We start from the raw sequence: 17,805 nt of genomic DNA on the forward strand, positions 1-17,805 counted from the left end.
CCAGGAGTGAAGTATCAGGACGGACTAGGTCGCTCCCGCCCATTGTCACTAGCCGGGAGGACCTCGCCGCGTGCGGTGGACTCGTCGAGCGGCCTGCGGTCGCCGTCGAGCTCCTCGAGCAGGCGCTGCAGCTCGCTGCGCAGGAAGTCACGGGTGGCCACCTCGCCGAGCGCCACCCGCAGCGCGGCCACCTCACGGGTGAGGTACTCGGTGTCGGCGATGCTGCGCTCGTTGCGGGCCCGGTCCTCCTCCAGCGACACCCGGTCGCGGTCGGCCTGGCGGTTCTGCGCGAGCAGGATCAGCGGGGCGGCGTAGGACGCCTGCAACGACAGCAGCAGGGTCAGCAGCGTGTAGTTGAGCGACTTCGGGTCGAACTGGTAGCGGCTCGGACCCCAGGTGTTCCAGCCGAGCCAGATGATGATGAAGCCGGTCATGTAGACGAGGAACCGCGCGGTGCCCAGGAACCGCGCGAACGTCTCCGCGACCTTGCCGAACGACTCCGGGTCGTAGGACGGCATCTCGAACAGCCGGCGCTGCCCCAGCGGGACGTCGAGGCGCCGGCCGCTGTCGCGCCGGCTCTCACGCGCCACGAGCGACCCCCCCGGTCTTGCCGGGGACGTCCCGCCAGTTGGCGGGCAGCAGGTGGTCGAGCACATCGTCGACGGTGACCGCGCCGAGGAGGTGGTCGTCCTCGTCGACGACGGGCACGGCGACGAGGTTGTAGGTCGCCAGGTAGCTGGTGACCTCCGAGAGCGGGCACTCGGGGCGCAGCGGGTCGATGTCGCTGTCGATCACGCCGGCGACCAGCGACCCGGGCAGCTCGCGCAGCAGCCGCTGGATGTGCGCGATGCCGAGGTACTTGCCGGTCGGTGTCTCCGTCGGCGGGCGGCAGACGTAGACCTGGCTGGCCAGCGCGGGGGTCAGGTCGGGGTCGCGCACCCGGGCGAGCGCCTCGGCGACGGTCGCGTCGGGCGTGAGGACGACCGGCTCGGTGGTCATGAGGCCGCCGGCGCTGTCGTCGGAGTAGGTCAGCAGCCGGCGGACCGGCTCGGCCTCGTCGGGCTCCATGAGCTGCAGCAGCCGCTCGCGCTCCGACTCGGGCAGCTCGGCCAGCAGGTCGGCCGCGTCGTCGGGCGCCATCGCCTCGAGCACGTCGCTGACCCGCTCGTCGGGCAGCTTCTCGAGGATCTCGACCTGGTCGTCCTCGGGCATCTCCTCGAGCACGTGCGCGAGCCGGTCGACGTCGAGCGCCGCGGCCACCTCGGCCCGCCGCTTGGGCGACAGCTCGTGCAGCATGCTCGCCAGGTCGGCCGGGCGCAGCTGCGCGAACGCCGCGAGCAGGTTGGCCGCTCCCTGGTCGTCCTCGGCCAGCGAGAAGCCGGTCACGGCGTCCCAGTCGACGGTCATCAGCTGTCCGCGCCGGCGCAGCCCGGTGGAGCGGCGTACGGCGACCTTCGTGACCAGCCAGTCGCGGGTGCGGGCCTGCTCCATGGCCACGTCGACGACGGTCACCGAGGTGCCGTCCTCGACCATGTCGACCTTGCGGTCGAGCAGCTCGGCGAGCGCGAGGGTCTCGCCGGGGCGCTTCTCGAACCGGCGCAGGTTGATCGACCCGGTGATGATGACCGCGCTGGCGTCCATCGTCGTGATGCGGCCCATCGGCACGAACACCCGCCGGCGGGGCTGGACCTCGACGACCAGCCCGAGCACCCGCGGGGGCTGCCGGCCGATGCGCAGCGCGACCACGGCGTCGCGGACCCGGCCGACCTGGTCGCCGTCCGGGCCGAGGACGGTCAGGTCGGCCAACCGGGCCAGGAAGACCCTGGTCGGAGCGCCGGTGACCATGGGCTGAGGCTACCGCCGTGGGCGCCTCCGACCCGGCAGGCGACGACGTGACGCCGGGCGCTCGCAGGGCTCGCTAGGGTCCCTGCTCATGGGCATCCTGGAACGGTTCCGCCTCGAGGGGAAGGTCGCCGTCGTGACCGGCGCGTCGTCGGGGCTCGGTGTGGCGTTCGCGCAGGCGCTGGCGGAGGCGGGCGCCGACGTGGCGCTGGGTGCCCGCCGGGTCGAGCGGCTCGAGGAGACCAAGCGCCTCGTCGAGGCGGCCGGCCGGCGCGCGATCACCGTGGCGACCGACGTCAGCAAGCCCGACGACTGCACCCGGCTGGTCCAGCAGGCGGTCGAGCAGCTCGGCGGCGTCGACATCCTCGTCAACAACGCCGGGATCGGTACTGCGGCGCCGGCCACCCGCGAGACGCCCGAGCAGTTCCGCGACGTCGTCGACGTCAACCTCAACGGCGCCTACTGGATGTGCCAGGCCTTCGGCCGCGCGGCCGGGAACGGCGGGTCGATCGTCAACATCGGCAGCGTGCTCGGCAGCACGACCGCGGGGCTGCCGCAGGCCGCCTACTCCGCCACCAAGGCCGCGCTGATCGGGCTGACCCGCGACCTTGCCGTGCAGTGGACCGGCCGCAAGGGCATCCGGGTCAACTGCCTCGCGCCCGGCTTCTTCCCGTCGGAGATGACCGCGCAGTACGTCCCCGGCTACCTCGAGTCGGTGCTGCCGCGCATCGCGACGGGGCGCATGGGCGAGCTCGAGGAGTGCGCCGCCGCGGTGGTCTTCCTCGCAAGCGACGCGGCGTCGTACATCACCGGCACCGTCCTCACCGTCGACGGCGGCGTCCTCGCCACGTAAGCCTGGTTTCTCGCCGTTGCGGGGAGCGATTCGGGTCATCCGTTCGTTCAGCGCGCCAAGGCATTTGGTCACCCGAGGTTGCACGCCCTGCCCGCTACCCTGAGCGGGAGTCGCAGGAGGCACATGTGAGCAGCAGTACGCCGCGCGCCGGCAAGAAGCCCGATCGCGCGACGAAGGCCAAGATCGCCGAGCAGCGGGCCAGGCAGCGCCGGGCCGACCGGCGCCGCCGCATCCTCACGGTCGTCGGCAGCGTCATCGGCGTCGCCGCGATCGTCGGCGCGCTCGTCGCGATCAAGGTCACGCACAACGGCAGCAGTGGCTCGAGCACCGCGGTCGCGGTCAGCCCGGCCCCGGCCGCCGTGGTCGACAAGGTGACCGGCGTGCCCACGGCCGTGCTGAGCAGCGTCGGCGCCGGCGCCGTCAAGTCGCTGCCGCAGCCGATCCAGGGCGACAAGCTGACCAAGGACGGCAAGCCCGAGGTCCTCTACGTCGGGGCGGAGTACTGCCCGTTCTGCGGCGGCGAGCGGTGGGCCTTGATCAACGCGCTGTCACGCTTCGGCACGTTCGACAACCTGAAGATCACCCAGTCGGCGAAGAACGACAGCCCCTCCGACATCCACACGTTCTCGTTCCGCGACGCGAAGTACACCAGCGACTACGTGGCCTTCACCGGCGTGGAGACCCAGACGAGCGACACCGCGGCCGGCCCGCCTGCCCCGCTGCACAAGCTCACGAAGGCGCAGCAGGCGCTCTACACGAAGTACAACACCGGCGGCGGCATCCCGTTCCTCGACTTCGCCAACCAGTACGCCTCCAGCGGCGCGTCGTTCGACGTGTCGGGGCTGCAGGGGATGACGTGGCAGCAGATCGCCGACCAGCTCGACCAGCCCAACTCCGACGTGGCCAAGGGCATCGTCGGGGCGGCCAACGCGCTGACCGCGACGATCTGCAAGATCACTGACAACAACCCGGGCGACGTCTGCAACACCCCGACGATCACCGCCCTGCAGAAGCAGCTCAGCACCAAGAAGTGAGCTGACGTGGCCGCGATCGGGACACCGGGGCGCACGGCGACCGCCGTCGCCGACGACGGCTGGCGGCCACCCCGGTGGGCCTGGCCGGTCACGCTGCTGCTCGCGCTGGTCGGCCTCGGGATCTCCGCCTACCTGACCGACGCGCACTACAACTCGTCGGTCGTGCTCGCCTGCCCCGACACCGGCGTCGTCAACTGCGCCAAGGTCACCAGCAGCGGCGAGTCGATGATCTTCGGGGTGATCCCGGTCGCGGTCACCGGCCTCGGCTACTACCTCGTCGTGACGGTCGCGATGCTGCCCCAGCTGTGGCGCAACACGTCGCCGCTGGTCCGCTGGGGCCGGCTCGGTCTGATGGTCGCCGGCATGGGCATGGTCATCTACCTCGTCTTCGCCGAGCTGTTCCTCATCGACGCGATCTGCCTCTACTGCACGGCCGTGCACGCCATCACGTTCCTGCTGCTCGCCACCGTCGCGATCGCGACCGTGTGGACGCCGCTCGACGACGTCGATGACGACGAGGACCACGACGAGGAGCTCGCGGAGGCCGGGCCGGCCTAGTGCCCCAGCCCGCCCTGGTGCCTGCCGCGCCTCCCGAGGCGGTGCACGCCCCGCCGCCGGTCGACGCGGCGCTCATGGTCGTCGCGCTGGCGGCGGTCTCCACGTCGGGCCCGCTGATCGCCGCCACCGCTGCACCCGCGCTGGCCATCGCCTTCTGGCGCAACGCGATGGCCAGCGGTGTGCTCGTGCCCTGGTCGCTGGCGCGGGGCGCGCTGCGCGGGCTCGAGGGCCGCGAGCGGCGGCTGATCGCGCTGGCAGGCGCGCTGCTCGCGGCGCACTTCGCCACCTGGGTACCGAGCGTGACGATGACCTCGGTCGCCTCCGCGACGGCGCTGGTCGCCACGCAACCGATCTGGGCTGCTCTCATCGCCCGCCGGCAGGGTGCGCGCGTCCCGACCCGCGCCTGGGTCGGCATCGCGGTCGCCGTGCTCGGCGCCGCGGTCGTCACCGGCGTCGACGTGACCGTGTCGGCCCGCGCGCTGGCCGGCGACGGCCTCGCGCTGGCGGGGGCCGTCTTCGCCGCGGCCTACGTCACCGCCGGCGGCATGGCGCGGCGGACGGTCTCCACGACGGCCTACACGACGGTCTGCTACCTCGTCGCCGCGCTGTTGCTGCTGGTCATGGCGGCCGCGCACCGCGACGCGCTCGCCGGCTACCCGCCGGAGGCGTGGGCCAAGCTGGCCGCGCTGACCGTCGGCGCGCAGCTGCTCGGCCACTCGGTGTTCAACCGGGTGCTGCGTACGACGAGTGCCACTGTCGTCTCGGTGTCGATCCTGTTCGAGGTGCCGGGCGCCGCCCTGATCGCCGGGTTGTGGCTGGGGCAGCGCCCGCCCGCGGGCGTGTGGCCCGGGCTCGTCCTGCTGGTCACCGGCGTCGCCCTCGTCGTCACGTCCCGCCGAACCCGCTCGGTAGCATCCGTGCAGTGACCGCCGCCTCCCGCCCGTTCCGTTCCCGCCGCTCGTGCCTCGCCGTGCCCGGCAGCAGCGTCAAGATGCTGGACAAGGCCCAGGGCCTGCCCGCCGACATGGTGTTCCTCGACCTCGAGGACGCCGTGGCGCCGCTGGCCAAGGAGGAGGCCCGCAAGAACATCGTCGCTGCGCTGAACGACGGTGACTGGGGCGGCAAGGTCCGCGTCGTACGCGTCAACGACCTGACGACGAAGTGGACCTATCGCGACGTCATCGAGGTCGTCGAGGGGGCCGGCGCCAACCTCGACTGCCTGATGCTGCCCAAGGTCGCGGACGCCTCGCACGTCGTCTGGCTCGACCTGCTGCTCACGCAGGTCGAGAAAACCATGGGCTTCGAGCGGCGCATCGGCATCGAGGCGCAGATCGAGACCGCCGAGGGCTTGGTCAACGTCGACGAGATCGCCCGCGCCTCAGACCGGATCGAGACCGTCATCTTCGGCCCGGCCGACTTCATGGCGTCGATCAACATGCCGTCGTTGGTCGTCGGCGGGCTCAACCCCGACTACCCGGCCGACCCCTACCACTACATCCTCATGCGGATCCTCATGGCCGCTCGGATGGTCGGCGCGCAGGCGATCGACGGCCCGTTCCTGCAGATCAAGGACGTCGAGGGCTACAAGGAGGTCGCCCGCCGCTCGCAGGCCCTCGGCTTCGACGGCAAGTGGGTGCTGCACCCGGGGCAGATCGACGCGGCCAACGAGGTCTACTCGCCGAAGCAGGACGACTACGACCACGCCGAGCTGATCCTCGAGGCCTACGAGTGGTACACCTCGGAGGCCGGCGGCAAGCGCGGCGCCGCGATGCTCGGCGACGAGATGATCGACGAGGCGTCCCGCAAGATGGCGCTCGTCATCGCGGGCAAGGGCCGGGCCGCCGGCATGGCCCGGACGCAGTCGTTCCAGCCTCCGGAGTAGCCCGTGACGCTCCCGATCCCCGGTCAGAAGCTCGCCGAGGACCTGCGTGCCGGCGGCTTCCGCAGGTTCATCCTGCGCGGCAACGTCGTCGACCTCGCGATCGGCATCGTGATCGGCGCGGCGTTCAAGTCGGTCATCGACGCGCTGGTCGCCGACTTCATCACGCCGCTGGTCAACATCGCGCTGCCGCACAACACGGCGTTCGCCGACAGGTACGTGACCTTCCTCGGCTCGAAGTTCGGCTGGGGCAACTTCGTCAACCAGGTGCTGTCGTTCGTCATCCTCGCCGCGGTCGTCTACTACTTCGTCATGGTGCCGGTCAACATCCTGATGGAGCGGTTCAAGACCGAGCCCGACGTCACGACGCCGACCCGCGACTGCCCCGAGTGCCGCAGCGCGATCCCGGCCGACGCCACCCGCTGCGCCTTCTGCACCGTTGAGGTGCCGCCCGTCGACGAGCAGGCCACCGCCCGGACGACCTGACGCGGCGGGGATACTCCTGCGCATGGGACGACTGGCGCAGACCGACGGGCTTTCCGACGTACAGCAGGAGATCCTGGCGACGGTCCGGGCGTTCGTCGACAAGGAGATCCTGCCTTACGCCACCGACCTCGAGCACAAGGACGAGTTCCCGCAGGCGATCGTCGACGGGATGGCGGAGATGGGGCTGTTCGGCCTCATGATCCCGGAGGAGTACGGCGGCCTCGGCGAGTCGCTGCTCACCTACGCGCTCGTGGTCGAGGAGCTTTCCCGCGGCTGGATGAGCGTCAGCGGGATCATCAACACGCACTTCATCATGGCCTACCTGCTGCGCCAGCACGGGACGCAGGAGCAGCGCGAGCACTACCTGCCGCGGATGGTCACCGGCGAGATCCGTGGGGCGTTCTCGATGAGCGAGCCGGGCTGCGGCTCCGACGTGTCGGCCATCAAGACCCGCGCGGTGCGCGACGGCGACGACTACGTCGTCAACGGCCAGAAGATGTGGCTGACCAACGGCGCCCGGGCGGCCGTCGTCGCGACGCTGGTCAAGACCGACGAGGGCGCGGACTCGGTCTACCGCAACATGACGACGTTCCTCGTCGACAAGACGCCCGGCTTCGGCGACGCCGGCAACGGCGTCACGATCCCGCCGCGGATCGAGAAGATGGGCTACAAGGGCGTCGAGACGACCGAAATGGTCTTCGACGGCACCCGGCTGCCGGTGACGTCGGTGCTCGGCGGCGCGGAGGGGCTGGGTCGCGGTTTCTACCAGATGATGGACGGCATCGAGGTCGGCCGCGTCAACGTCGCGGCGCGCGGCTGCGGGGTGGCGCTGCGGGCGTTCGAGCTCGGCATCGCCTACGCCCAGCAGCGCGAGACGTTCGGCAAGCCCATCGCCCAGCACCAGGCGATCATGTTCAAGCTCGCCGAGATGGCGACCAAGGTCGAGGCCGCCCACCACATGATGGTGCGCGCCGCCCGCAAGAAGGACTCCGGGCAGCGCAACGACCTCGAGGCCGGCATGGCCAAGTACCTCGCCGCCGAGTACTGCAAGGAGGTCGTCGAGGACTCCCTGCGCATCCACGGCGGCTTCGGCTACACCAAGGAGTACGAGATCGAGCGGCTCTACCGCGAGGCGCCGATGCTGCTGATCGGCGAGGGCACCGCCGAGATCCAGAAGATGATCGTCGGCCGCCGCCTGCTCGAGGACTACAAGCTGCAGACCTGAGGTCCTGCGGCGTACGCCGTGCTGAGAGACTGCCGGCATGCAGTTCGGCCGCTACTTCGAGGAGTTCGAGGTCGGCGCGACGTACAAGCACTGGCCGGGCAAGACGGTCACCGAGTACGACGACCACCTCTTCTGCCTCATCACGATGAACCACCACCCGCTGCACCTCGACGCCAACTACGCGGCGACGACGCAGCAGGGCCGCAACGTCGTGGTGGGCAACTACATCTACTCGCTGCTGCTCGGCATGTCGGTGCCCGACGTGAGCGGCAAGGCGATCGCCAACCTCGAGGTCGAGTCGCTCAAGCACGTGGCTCCGACGTTCCACGGCGACACGATCTACGGCGAGACGACCGTGCTCGACAAGGTGGAGTCGTCGTCCAAGCCCGACCGCGGCATCGTCCACGTCGAGACCCGCGGCCACAACCAGGACGGCACGCTGGTCTGCGTGTTCCGCCGCAAGGTGATGGTGCCGAAACGGTCCGCGGTGACGGACGAGCAGCCGGGCCGCCCCGCCGTCTGACGGGTCCGTCTGACGGGTCCGCCTGGCGGGTTCCGCTGCCGCCGGCTATCCCGGGTATCGGTGGTGGACGCAGGGCAGCAGATTCACCCAGAACGAGGTGGCTGGGTGTCAGAAGACACCCCAGTCGCTCAGCAGTTGGGCTAGCCGCTCGGTCGTCGGGAGCGCGGCCAGCTCATCGCGGGTGACCCAGCGCAGGTCCGCCGCGTCGTCACCGGCCGCGGCCGAGCCGCCGGTCACCCGGCACACGTAGTCGGTGATGGCGTACGTCGCACCGCCCGGGCCCTCCCGCTCGAGCCGGCCGGCCACCGGCCCCACCACGACGTCGAGGCCGGTCTCCTCGCGGATCTCGCGACGCAGCGCGGCCTCGTCGGACTCGCCGGGCTCGAGGCGTCCGCCAGGCACCGTCCACAGGCCCGCCGACGGCTCGTGCCCGCGCTGGATCAGGAGGATCCGTCCGGAATCGTCCACGATGACCGCCCCGACCGCCCGGACCACCGCCATCCCGGCAGGGTATTGACCCCGCGCCGGTCGCCGGGTGACCGTGACGGAGTGCAACCGGAGCCGACCTGCCCGCGCTGCGGCGGTCCGCTGCGCGCGCCGGGTCTGTGGTCGAGCGCGTGGGAGTGCGCGACCCACGGTGCGGTGCACCCGTTCCACGTCCTGCCGCACCCGGGCCGGGAGCCGCTCGAGCACGTCGTGGCGCTGGCGAGGGTGCCGGTGTGGATGCGGTGGCCGATGCCCGCCTCCTGGGTCGTGTCGGGCTTCGGCTACGCCGGCGACGAGCGCACCGGCGCCCGGGCGACGCTGCTCTCGATGAACGGCGCCGGCCCGCTCGGCGGGCCGTGCGAGATGGTCGTCGTGGCCGAGGAGCCGGGCGTCGGGCTCGGCGCCCGCTACGCCGGGCTGCCCGGACCCGACCCGGGTGACGGGTTCGACCAGGGCGCGCCGCACGCGAAGGTGGAGACCCATGGCCACCCGACCGCGCTGTGGGCGCTGGACGGGGTGGACGGCCGCGCGGCGTTCGTCGGCGAGGCGATGGCGCAGTGGTTGTGGGTGGTCGTCTGGCCGGACGCCGCCGGCGTGTTGCTGTACGACGGGCTCGCGCTGGCCGACCTGCGCGAGCGACCGGTCTGCCCCGACGTCGACTTCGCCCCGCTGTCCGACCGGCTGCGCCCGCCCGCTGTCTGATCGCGCATCCACAGCGCGGCGCGTCGGGCTGCCGTTCTGTCGGGGTGGCGAGGCACGATCGCCGCATGACCACGACCGACGTGCGCGCCGACCCGCTGCCCGGCATGCCGCAGCGGTTGTTCACGTGCACCCCGAGCCGGCTGCTCACGTGGTTCGACTGTCCGCGTCGCTACCGCATGACCTACCTCGATCGGCCGCGACCCGCCAAGGGGCCGCCCTGGGCCCACCTCAGCCTCGGCGCCGCCGTGCACGCGGCGATCGCCGCCTGGTGGCACCTGCCGCGGCCGCAGCGCACGGTCGGGTCGGCCGGGCAGCTGCTCGACCGGGCCTGGTCCGCCGACGGGTTCCGTGACGACGAGCAGGCGGAGCGGTGGCGGCTGCGGGCCCGCGAGATGGTGGCGGCCCACGTGAGCGCCCTGGACCCGGCCGACGAGCCGGTGGGGGTGGAGCGCACGGTGGCGTTCCGCACGCAGACGCTGGCGGTGTCAGGCCGGCTCGACCGGCTCGACCGCCGCGGCGAGGAGCTCGTCGTCGTCGACTACAAGACCGGTCGGCGGGTGCCGACGACCGACGAGACCCGCGGCTCGCTGGCGCTCGCCCTCTACGCCCTCGCTGCCGAGCGGGTGCTCCACCGCCGCTGCCGCCGGGTGGAGCTGCACCACCTGCCCAGCGGCGAGGTGGTCGCTCACGAGCACAGCGACGACGCGCTGCAGCGCCACCTGCGACGGGCCGAGGACCTCGCGGCCGACGCGGTGGCCGGGGTCGCGGCGGGCGAGTTCCCCGCCCGGCCCGGTCGCCAGTGCGCGTGGTGCGACTTCGCCGCGCACTGCCCCGAGGGTCGGGCCGCCGGACCGCCCGCCGATCCCTGGTCCGGGCTCGCCGACGAGTTCGCCGAGCCTGAGGTGCTGCCCGAGTAGGCAGTGCGCACTGGCGAGGTCGCCGCGCCGGCACTGCCATGAGAATGTCGACCCATGACTGAGGCGGTGGCATCCGGACGGCTGCGGGTGAGCGCAAAGGCCGACACGTTCACCGAGTCGGTCATCCGCGAGATGACCCGGCTGTGCAACGAGCACGGCGGGGTCAACCTGGCCCAGGGCTTCCCCGACTTCCCGTGCCCGCCCGAGCTCAAGGCCGCCGCCAAGGCCGCGATCGACGCCGACGTCAACCAGTACGCCGTTACCTGGGGCGCGCCGGAGTTCCGAGCCGCCATCGCGGAGAAGGTCGCCCGCACCTATCCCGGCTGGCAGGTCGACCCCGACCGCGACCTGTGCGTCACCTGCGGCTCCACCGAGGCGATGATCGCCACGATGCTCGCCCTCGTCGACCCCGGCGACGAGGTGGTGCTCTTCGAGCCGCACTACGAGAACTACGGGCCCGACACGATCCTGGCCGGCGCCATCCCGCGCTTCGTCCCGCTGCACCGGCCCGACTGGAGCATCGACGAGGCCGAACTGCGGGCGGCCTTCAACGATCGCACCAGGGCGGTCATCGTCAACACGCCGCACAACCCGACCGGCAAGGTCTTCGGTCGCGACGAGCTCGAGCTGATCGCCGACCTCTGCCAGCGGCACGACGCGATCTGCGTCACCGACGAGATCTACGAGCACATCCACTACCTCGGCCCCGGCGGGCACGTGCCACCCGCGACCGTGCCCGGCCTCGAGGACCGGACGGTCACGATCAACGCATTGTCGAAGACCTACGCCGTCACCGGGTGGCGGGTCGGCTGGGCGATCGCGGCGCCGGCGCTGACCGGCGCGATCCGCAAGGTCCACGACTTCCTGACAGTCGGCGCCGCCGCCCCCCTTCAGCAGGGCGGTGTCGCCGCCATGCGGCTGCCCGCGAGCTACTACGACGACCTCGCCGCGGGTTACCGCGAGCGGCGCGACCTGCTCTGCGACGTGCTCGCCGGTGCGGGCTTCCGCTTCCGGGTGCCCGACGGCGCCTACTACGTGCTGTGCGACGCGGCCGGCGTCGACCCCGGCCGCGACGATGTGGCGCTCGCGCACCGGCTCGTCCGTGAGATCGGCGTCGCCACCGTGCCGGGCTCGTCGTTCTACGCCGACCCGGCCGAGGGCCGCGACCAGATCCGCTTCGCCTTCCCGAAGCGGCTGGAGACCCTGCGCGACGCCGGGGAGCGGCTGCGCCGCCTGGGCTGAGAGCGCCGGCTCAGGAGACCGACAGGGCGGCGAGGTCGTACTCCTCGCCGTAGGCCGGGGACAGCCGCGCGTTGCCGACCTTGGCCCCGTGCACGCGGGTGACCTGGCGGTGCAGCAACGGGATCACCGGCACGTCCTGCAGCGCCCGCATGTCGACCTCGGCCCAGGCCTGCTCGGCGGCGGCGGGCACGGTCAGCTTCTCGGCCGCCTCGATGCGGTGGTCGACGTCGTCGCTGGCGTAGTGCGACACGTTGTGGTCGCCGCACGTGCACAGCAGTGGGCGCAGCACGTCGGCCGCGGCGGGCCGGTCGGGCACGAGGTGCACCAGCGTCATGCCGACGGGCTGCTGGCCCGGCTTCGCCAGCTGGACGGTGACCCCGGCCCGCTCCAACGCCGCCATGACCGCACGGCCGCCCGCGGCATCGCCGCTGTCGTCCAGCGTCACGGTGAAGCCGTCGGGATAACCCGCCCGCGACAGCGCCGCCGTCGCCTTGGCCACGTCACCGTCAGCCGGGGCGTGCCAGAGGTCGAACGACCGGTAGGCCGCCAGCGCCGGCGACAGCAGCGTGGTCGCGGGCTCGCCCGCCGCGCGCCCGCCGCGCGCCTCCCGGTAGCCGGCGCGGGAGACCGCGTAGACGAGCGCGGTGCGCACCGCGACGTTGTCGAGCGGCGGCACCGTCGTGTTCAGCGCCAGCGCGTCGACGCCGTCCTCGAAGCCGCGGTCGAGCCGGGCCTTGTCGTCGGCCGTCGCGCCGGCGTCGGCCACGGGCAGCGCGATGCCCAGCGGCACCGCGGTCGCGCCGTCGCCGTCACCGTTGCCGGCGGGCCCGGTCAGGCGGCGTACGACGGAGTCGAGGTCCTGCCCGAGCGCGACCTCGACCCGGTCCGGCAGCGCGGCGCGGATCGGGTCGCTGGCCGCGTCCCACTGCTGGTTGCGTTCGAGGACCAGCCGCTGCCCCGGCTGGTAGTCGGCGACCTGGTAGGGGCCCGATGAGACCGGGTGGGTGTCGAGGTCGTCGCCCTCCGGGACGGGCAGGAACGCCGGCAGTGCCACGACGTCGGGGAAGTCGCCGACCGGCAGGCGCAGGTGGAAGACCACGGTGTCCGGGTCGGGGGTGTCGATCGCGGGGCAGTCGCCGGTCGTCGGCCCGGCGTAGCCCTTGCCGCAGTCGAGCACGTCGGTCAGGTAGGCCGGGGGAGCGCCGAAGGCCGGGGTGAACGCCCGCTCGACCCCGCGGCGCACGTCGGCCGAGGTGATCGCGCTGCCGTCCTGGAAGCGCATGCCGCGCCGGAGGGCGAAGGTCCACGTCTTCGCGTCGTCGCTCGGCCGGCCGGGCGCGGCGGCGAGGTCGGGCACGGCGTGCCGGTCGCTCGCGGTCGCCGGGAACGCCGTCAGCCCTCGGTAGAGCAGCCTGCCCAGGTCGGCCTCCGCCGGCGTGCGCATCCGCTGCGGGTCGAGGTGCCGGATCGCGTCGGTCGCCGCCAGCACCTGGAGCGTGCCGCCGCGATCACCGGTGGCCCGGGTCGACGGACCCGGCTGGGTCGAGGCGGACGACGTGCAGCCGCCGAGCGTCGCGGTGAGCGCGACGACGGTCGCGACGGTCGCCAACGGCCGAGCGATCCGGCGATGACACGGTGCGGGCACGGCTCAGCGCGCTCCGGTGGCGGCGGCGGTCTCGACCTGCTGCCAGAAGCCGGTCAGCACCTCGGCGGTGCGCTCGGTGTTCTCGACCGCCGGCGAGTGGATCGAGTCGGGGATCTCGACGTAGTCGGCGCCCAGCCGGGCCGCCATCTCCTTCTGGACGGCCGGCGGCCAGGCGTCGTCCGCGGCGCCGTGCGCAATCAGCAGCGGCAGCCCGCGGTCGCGCAGCGCGTCGGTGAGATCCGGCTCGCCGACCAGGTCCTGCGCCATCGCGGCCAGCCCCGCCGGGTTGTTGGCGAGGAACCGCACGCCCAGGAACTCCCGCACGTCGGGGGGTGCGGCGATCGCGGCCGGGTCGGTGTTGAGCTGGTCGGCGGCCTGCCACACCGCGGCGACGCCGCCCTGCTCGAGGATCGGTCGCAGGAAACCGAGGGTGTCGGCGGTCGGCGGTGGGATGCCGGCCGGCCCGCTGCCGAGCAAGGTGTAGGACGCCACGCCGGTCAGGCCCGACAGCACCGCCCGCCGGCAGACGAGCCCGCCGAACGAGTGACCCACCAAGTGCGCGGGCGCGCCGTCGCGGACGGTGTCGAACGCGACGGCCACGTCGGCGGCCAGCGCCTCGATCGCGTAGGCGGCCTCGTCGTCGGGGCCGGTCGACTCGTACTGCCCGCGCAGGTCGACCGCCCAGGCCGGGTGACCGGCGGCGGCGAGCAGGGGCAGCAGCGCCTGGAAGTCCTCCTTGCTGCCGGTGAACCCGGGCACCAGCAGCACCGGGGACCGGCGAGGGGCGGCGGCCGGGACGTCGGCGCGCAGCGCCGCGAGGTCGCCAAGGGGCCCCGCGGGGAGCCGGCACGGGTGCACGTTGGCGGCGCGCGCCATCGTCCGCGGAACGCTCAGCGCAGACACCACCTCAGGACAGAGAGAATGCGGCGAAATCGGGCGTTTTTCCCGCGATATGGCCGCGACCGAAGCCTACCTGCCGTTACCCTGGACGTGCGTCCTGAGGCGCGCCCGAAGCGGTGCATCCGAGGCGCGCTCCTCTCCTCCTCGCGAAGCTGGACTGCCGTGCCTGCTGGTGTCGCCCGCGTCATCGCCGTCGCCAACCAGAAGGGCGGGGTCGCGAAGACGACGACCGTCGCTTCGCTCGGGGTCGCCCTGCACGAGCTCGGCCGCCGGGTGCTGCTGGTCGACCTCGACCCCCAGGCGTGCCTGACGTTCTCGCTCGGTCTCGACCCGGAGGCCCTCGAGCTCTCGACGCACGACGTGCTGCTCGGCCGGGTGTCGGCCCGGATGGCCGTGCAGCCGACGGCCGACGGGCCCGACCTCCTGCCGGCCACCATCGACCTCGCCGGCTGCGAGGCGATGCTGCTCACCCGCACCGGCCGCGAGTTCGCCTTGCGCGGCGCCCTCGAGGACCAGCTGTCCGCCTACGACGTCGTGCTGCTCGACTCGCCGCCCTCGCTCGGCGTCATGACGATCAACGTGCTCACGGCTGCCGACGAGGTGATGATCCCGCTGCAGTGCGAGACGCTCTCGCACCGTGGCGTCGGCCAGCTTCTCGACACCGTGCACGAGGTCCAGCGACTCACCAACCGCGACCTGCAAGTCCTCGGGGTCCTTCCGACGTTGTACGACGCGCGCACCACCCACGCCCGCGAGGTGCTTGCCGACGTCACGTCCCGCTACGGGCTCCCGGTGCTCGAGCCGGCGATCGCGAAGTCGGTGCGGTTCGCCGAGGCGCCGGCCGCGGGCCGGTCGGTGCTCAGGACGGCCGGCCGCACGCCGGGCGCGCAGGCCTACCGCGCGCTGGCGCGGACGCTGATGGGCATGCCCGCCGCGGATCCCGCGGTGGTCGTGCCCGAGCCGGGCCCCGAGCCCGCGGTCGTGATCGACCTCGCGCAGGTCCCCCGGTGAGCACGTTCGACCGGGTCCGGCCGCGCACCCCCGACCGCGACGCGTCGCTGCCCTCCGAGCGCGCCGACCTCTCGGGCCGGCGGGCGCTCTTCTCCGACGGCGTAGAGGTGTCGGTCCCCGGCTCCCTCGTCGTCGCCTGCTCGCGCTGCGGTCGGCGTACGGCCGTCGATCCGCTGCGGGCGGTCGCGACGCTGGTCCCGAGCCTGCACCTGTGGCCGTTGCGCCGCCGCTACCCCTCGCTGGTGCGCTGCCCGGCCTGCCACCAGCGCGCGTGGGCGCGCCTGTCGATCCACCTGTAGCGGGGGCCTCGGCTCAGAGGCGGTGCAGGGTCACGTCGGTCAGCCGGCCGTCGGCCGCCGTCGCGGTCAGGTAGGTGTAGTGCGGCTGGCGGCGCCGGTCGGTCGGCGATCCGGGGTTGAGCAGCCGCAGGCCGCTCTCCGCGGTCGTGTCCCAGGGGATGTGGCTGTGCCCGAAGACCAGCACGTCGGTGTCGGGGAACGTCGCGGCGCACCGGCGTTCGCGGCCGGCCGCACTGCCGGTCTCGTGGACGACGGCGAGGCGTACGCCGGCCAGCTCGGCCCGCGCCACCTCGGGCAGGCGGGCCCGCAGCTCGGGCCCGTCGTTGTTGCCCCACACGCCGATCAGCCGCGGCGCCCGTGCCTCCAGGCGGTCGAGCAGCGCGGCGTCGACCCAGTCCCCGGCGTGCACGACCACGTCGGCGGCGTCGACGGCCGCCCACAACGCGGCCGGGAGGTCACGCGCCCGCCGGGGGACGTGCGTGTCGGAGACCAGCAGCAGCCGCACTCGCGCGGGTCAGGCGGACTCGGCCTCGGTGCCCTCGTAGCCCGTGCCGACCGTGCCGGTCGACACCTGGCCCGAGCGGCGGCGGCGACGGCGCCGTGCCGGCGTCGGGCCGGCCGCGCGCTGGGCACCCAGGCGATCGGCCGCGTCGGCATGGTCGGGATGCGTCGAAGGGGCGTTGGCTGCGGTGGGCTCCGCGGCCGTCGCGAGCGGCTCGCCGGACCGGGTGCGCGTGCGCCCGCCGCGACGGCGCCGCGCCGGCCGCTCCCGCTCGGTGGAGGCCTCGGCGGGCTCGCCGGCGGCGTGGCCGGCGGACCGGCGGCGATCGCCGCTCGCGCCACGACCTGAACTCTCGGAGGAGCCGCGCTGCCGGCCGCCCGACCGCGGCTCCCGGTGCGAGCGCCCGGTCTCGCCCAGGTCCTCGAGCTTCTCCGCCGTCAGCCCCGCGCGGACACGGCGGTCCTCCGGCAGCGTGCCGCCGGTCCCGGCCGGGATCGACAGCTCGGTGTAGAGGTGCGGCGAGGTCGAGTAGGTCTCGACCGGCTCGGGGAACGGCAGGTCGAGCGCGTTGTTGATGAGCTTCCAGCGGACCTGCTCGGCCCAGTCGACGAACGTCACCGCGACGCCGGACCCGCCGGCCCGGCCGGTGCGGCCGATGCGGTGCAGGTAGGCCTTCTCGTCCTCTGGGCAGTCGTAGTTGACGACGTGGGTCACGCCCTCGACGTCGATGCCGCGGGCGGCCACGTCGGTGGCGACCAGCACGTCGATCTTGCCGTTGCGGAACGCCCGCAGCGAGCGCTCGCGCGCGCCCTGGCCGAGGTCGCCGTGCACGGCAGCGGCCGCGAACCCGCGCTCGGCGAGGTCGCCGGCGACCCGGTCGACCATCCGCTTGGTGCGGCAGAAGACCATCGCGAGACCGCGGCCCTCGGCCTGGAGCAGCCGCGCGAGGACCTCGATCTTGTCGAGGTTGTGGGTCTGCAAGACGTGCTGCTGCGTCGCGGGCACCGTCGCCGTCTCGTCGGGCATCTCGGCGCGCACGTGCGTCGGTTGGTTCAGGTAGCGCCGGGACAGCGTGACGATCTCGGCGGGCATGGTGGCCGAGAACAGCATCGACTGCCGCTCGTCGGGCACCAGCGCGAGGATCCGCTCGACGTCGGGGAGGAACCCGAGGTCGAGCATCCGGTCGGCCTCGTCGAGGACCAGGGTGCGGACCTGCGACAGGTCCAGCGCCTTCTGCTGGGCGAGGTCGAGCAGCCGGCCGGGCGTGCCGACCGCGACGTCGATTCCCTTGGCCAGCGCCTCGATCTGCGGCTCGTAGGCCCGGCCGCCGTAGATGGTGAGCACGCGTATGCCGCGGGTCGCACCGGCCTTCTCGAGGTCCTCGGCGACCTGCACCGCGAGCTCGCGGGTCGGCACGACGACCAGCGCCTGCGGCAGGCGGTCGCCGGGCACCTCCAGCCGTTGCAGCAGCGGTACGCCGAAGGCCAGGGTCTTTCCGGTGCCCGTGCGGGCCTGGCCGATCAGGTCGTGACCCTGCAGCGCCAGCGGGATCGCCAGCTCCTGGATCGCGAAGGGGGAGTGGATGTCTTGGGCCGCTAGCGCGGCGACGGTCTCGGGCAGGACGCCGATCTCGGCGAACGTGGTCAAACGAATACAGCCTTCCGCAGTGCGGAGGCCGGTCGTGGCGCCGCATCGCTGCCC

The 17,805-nt window shown here is 72.9% G+C and carries 20 protein-coding genes; 13 read left to right on the top strand and 7 right to left on the bottom strand.

Annotated elements, in window-relative coordinates:
• Positions 1-14 precede the first annotated feature (14 nt).
• The gene (locus VFJ21_13630) at positions 15-518 is read right to left on the bottom strand and encodes a DUF1003 domain-containing protein (protein ID HET7408159.1); all 504 of its coding nucleotides are present in this window, start codon (positions 516-518) and stop codon (positions 15-17) included.
• A gap of 61 nt (positions 519-579) precedes the next feature.
• On the bottom strand, positions 580-1,845 hold the full coding sequence (locus tag VFJ21_13635) for a CBS domain-containing protein (protein HET7408160.1): 1,266 nt from the start codon (positions 1,843-1,845) through the stop codon (positions 580-582).
• 88 nt (positions 1,846-1,933) lie between these two features.
• Here VFJ21_13635 and VFJ21_13640 point away from each other — a divergent pair, with 88 nt between their 5' ends.
• The 8 genes from VFJ21_13640 to VFJ21_13675 all read left to right on the top strand — a co-directional run bounded on the left by VFJ21_13640 (position 1,934) and on the right by VFJ21_13675 (position 8,400).
• Positions 1,934-2,695: a glucose 1-dehydrogenase gene (locus VFJ21_13640; GenBank protein ID HET7408161.1), complete on the top strand. Its 762-nt coding sequence runs from the start codon at positions 1,934-1,936 to the stop codon at positions 2,693-2,695.
• A gap of 125 nt (positions 2,696-2,820) precedes the next feature.
• Entirely contained in the window at positions 2,821-3,729 is a 909-nt protein-coding gene (locus VFJ21_13645; GenBank protein HET7408162.1) for a DUF929 family protein, read from the top strand.
• Between the two features lie 6 nt (positions 3,730-3,735).
• On the top strand, positions 3,736-4,287 hold the full coding sequence (locus VFJ21_13650) for a vitamin K epoxide reductase family protein (protein ID HET7408163.1): 552 nt from the start codon (positions 3,736-3,738) through the stop codon (positions 4,285-4,287).
• A gap of 17 nt (positions 4,288-4,304) precedes the next feature.
• Positions 4,305-5,213 carry a DMT family transporter gene (locus VFJ21_13655; protein HET7408164.1) on the top strand — a complete coding sequence of 303 codons (909 nt, stop codon included), beginning with the start codon at positions 4,305-4,307 and terminating at the stop codon, positions 5,211-5,213.
• On the top strand, positions 5,210-6,169 hold the full coding sequence (locus tag VFJ21_13660) for a CoA ester lyase (protein ID HET7408165.1): 960 nt from the start codon (positions 5,210-5,212) through the stop codon (positions 6,167-6,169). Before VFJ21_13655 ends, VFJ21_13660 begins: the two co-directional genes overlap by 4 nt.
• 3 nt (positions 6,170-6,172) lie before the next feature.
• A complete protein-coding gene (mscL, locus tag VFJ21_13665; GenBank protein ID HET7408166.1) occupies positions 6,173-6,652 on the top strand; it encodes a large conductance mechanosensitive channel protein MscL in 480 nt (159 codons plus the stop codon).
• 22 nt (positions 6,653-6,674) lie between these two features.
• Positions 6,675-7,877 (top strand): acyl-CoA dehydrogenase family protein, encoded by a 1,203-nt coding sequence (locus tag VFJ21_13670; protein ID HET7408167.1) that lies wholly within the window; start codon positions 6,675-6,677, stop codon positions 7,875-7,877.
• A 37-nt stretch (positions 7,878-7,914) separates the two neighbouring features.
• Positions 7,915-8,400: a MaoC family dehydratase gene (locus tag VFJ21_13675; GenBank protein ID HET7408168.1), complete on the top strand. Its 486-nt coding sequence runs from the start codon at positions 7,915-7,917 to the stop codon at positions 8,398-8,400.
• A gap of 108 nt (positions 8,401-8,508) precedes the next feature.
• On the opposite strand, the gene VFJ21_13680 is transcribed toward VFJ21_13675, so the two are convergent.
• A complete protein-coding gene (locus tag VFJ21_13680; protein ID HET7408169.1) occupies positions 8,509-8,901 on the bottom strand; it encodes an NUDIX domain-containing protein in 393 nt (130 codons plus the stop codon).
• 48 nt (positions 8,902-8,949) lie between these two features.
• Here VFJ21_13680 and VFJ21_13685 point away from each other — a divergent pair, with 48 nt between their 5' ends.
• From VFJ21_13685 to VFJ21_13695, 3 genes are all read left to right on the top strand, one after another.
• Entirely contained in the window at positions 8,950-9,588 is a 639-nt protein-coding gene (locus tag VFJ21_13685; GenBank protein HET7408170.1) for a DUF6758 family protein, read from the top strand.
• A 65-nt stretch (positions 9,589-9,653) separates the two neighbouring features.
• On the top strand, positions 9,654-10,505 hold the full coding sequence (locus tag VFJ21_13690) for a PD-(D/E)XK nuclease family protein (protein HET7408171.1): 852 nt from the start codon (positions 9,654-9,656) through the stop codon (positions 10,503-10,505).
• Positions 10,506-10,559: 54 nt separating this feature from the next.
• Positions 10,560-11,747, top strand: coding sequence for an aminotransferase class I/II-fold pyridoxal phosphate-dependent enzyme (locus VFJ21_13695; GenBank protein HET7408172.1), 1,188 nt, complete (start codon positions 10,560-10,562; stop codon positions 11,745-11,747).
• A 10-nt stretch (positions 11,748-11,757) separates the two neighbouring features.
• Here VFJ21_13695 and VFJ21_13700 read toward each other — a convergent pair whose 3' ends face one another.
• Positions 11,758-13,392, bottom strand: coding sequence for an ABC transporter substrate-binding protein (locus tag VFJ21_13700; GenBank protein ID HET7408173.1), 1,635 nt, complete (start codon positions 13,390-13,392; stop codon positions 11,758-11,760).
• 3 nt (positions 13,393-13,395) lie between these two features.
• Positions 13,396-14,295: an alpha/beta hydrolase gene (locus VFJ21_13705; GenBank protein ID HET7408174.1), complete on the bottom strand. Its 900-nt coding sequence runs from the start codon at positions 14,293-14,295 to the stop codon at positions 13,396-13,398.
• Positions 14,296-14,454: 159 nt separating this feature from the next.
• On the opposite strand from VFJ21_13705, the gene VFJ21_13710 reads away from it, so the two are divergent.
• Together VFJ21_13710 and VFJ21_13715 are read left to right on the top strand one after the other, a co-directional pair.
• Complete coding sequence (locus VFJ21_13710) at positions 14,455-15,303, top strand: ParA family protein (GenBank protein HET7408175.1); 849 nt, start codon at positions 14,455-14,457, stop codon at positions 15,301-15,303.
• Positions 15,300-15,602 carry a hypothetical protein gene (locus VFJ21_13715; GenBank protein ID HET7408176.1) on the top strand — a complete coding sequence of 101 codons (303 nt, stop codon included), beginning with the start codon at positions 15,300-15,302 and terminating at the stop codon, positions 15,600-15,602. Before VFJ21_13710 ends, VFJ21_13715 begins: the two co-directional genes overlap by 4 nt.
• Before the next feature lie 13 nt (positions 15,603-15,615).
• Here the strand turns inward: VFJ21_13715 and VFJ21_13720 are convergent, their stop codons facing one another.
• Positions 15,616-16,107, bottom strand: a complete 492-nt coding sequence (locus VFJ21_13720; protein HET7408177.1) for a YfcE family phosphodiesterase — start codon at positions 16,105-16,107, stop codon at positions 15,616-15,618.
• Between the two features lie 9 nt (positions 16,108-16,116).
• Positions 16,117-17,751 carry a DEAD/DEAH box helicase gene (locus tag VFJ21_13725; protein ID HET7408178.1) on the bottom strand — a complete coding sequence of 545 codons (1,635 nt, stop codon included), beginning with the start codon at positions 17,749-17,751 and terminating at the stop codon, positions 16,117-16,119.
• Positions 17,752-17,805 lie beyond the last annotated feature (54 nt).

The organism is Mycobacteriales bacterium, assembly GCA_035690485.1.
In the GTDB taxonomy this organism is placed as follows: domain Bacteria; phylum Actinomycetota; class Actinomycetes; order JAFAQI01; family DASSKL01; genus DASSKL01.

Coding starts and splice junctions, on each gene's coding strand:
- VFJ21_13675 (HET7408168.1), top strand. CDS start 7,915: ATGCAGTTCGGCCGCTACTTCGAGGAGTTCGAGGTCGGCGCGACGTAC.
- VFJ21_13640 (HET7408161.1), top strand. CDS start 1,934: ATGGGCATCCTGGAACGGTTCCGCCTCGAGGGGAAGGTCGCCGTCGTG.
- VFJ21_13695 (HET7408172.1), top strand. CDS start 10,560: ATGACTGAGGCGGTGGCATCCGGACGGCTGCGGGTGAGCGCAAAGGCC.
- VFJ21_13680 (HET7408169.1), bottom strand. CDS start 8,901: ATGGCGGTGGTCCGGGCGGTCGGGGCGGTCATCGTGGACGATTCCGGA.
- VFJ21_13630 (HET7408159.1), bottom strand. CDS start 518: ATGCCGTCCTACGACCCGGAGTCGTTCGGCAAGGTCGCGGAGACGTTC.
- VFJ21_13690 (HET7408171.1), top strand. CDS start 9,654: ATGACCACGACCGACGTGCGCGCCGACCCGCTGCCCGGCATGCCGCAG.
- VFJ21_13635 (HET7408160.1), bottom strand. CDS start 1,845: ATGGTCACCGGCGCTCCGACCAGGGTCTTCCTGGCCCGGTTGGCCGAC.
- VFJ21_13670 (HET7408167.1), top strand. CDS start 6,675: ATGGGACGACTGGCGCAGACCGACGGGCTTTCCGACGTACAGCAGGAG.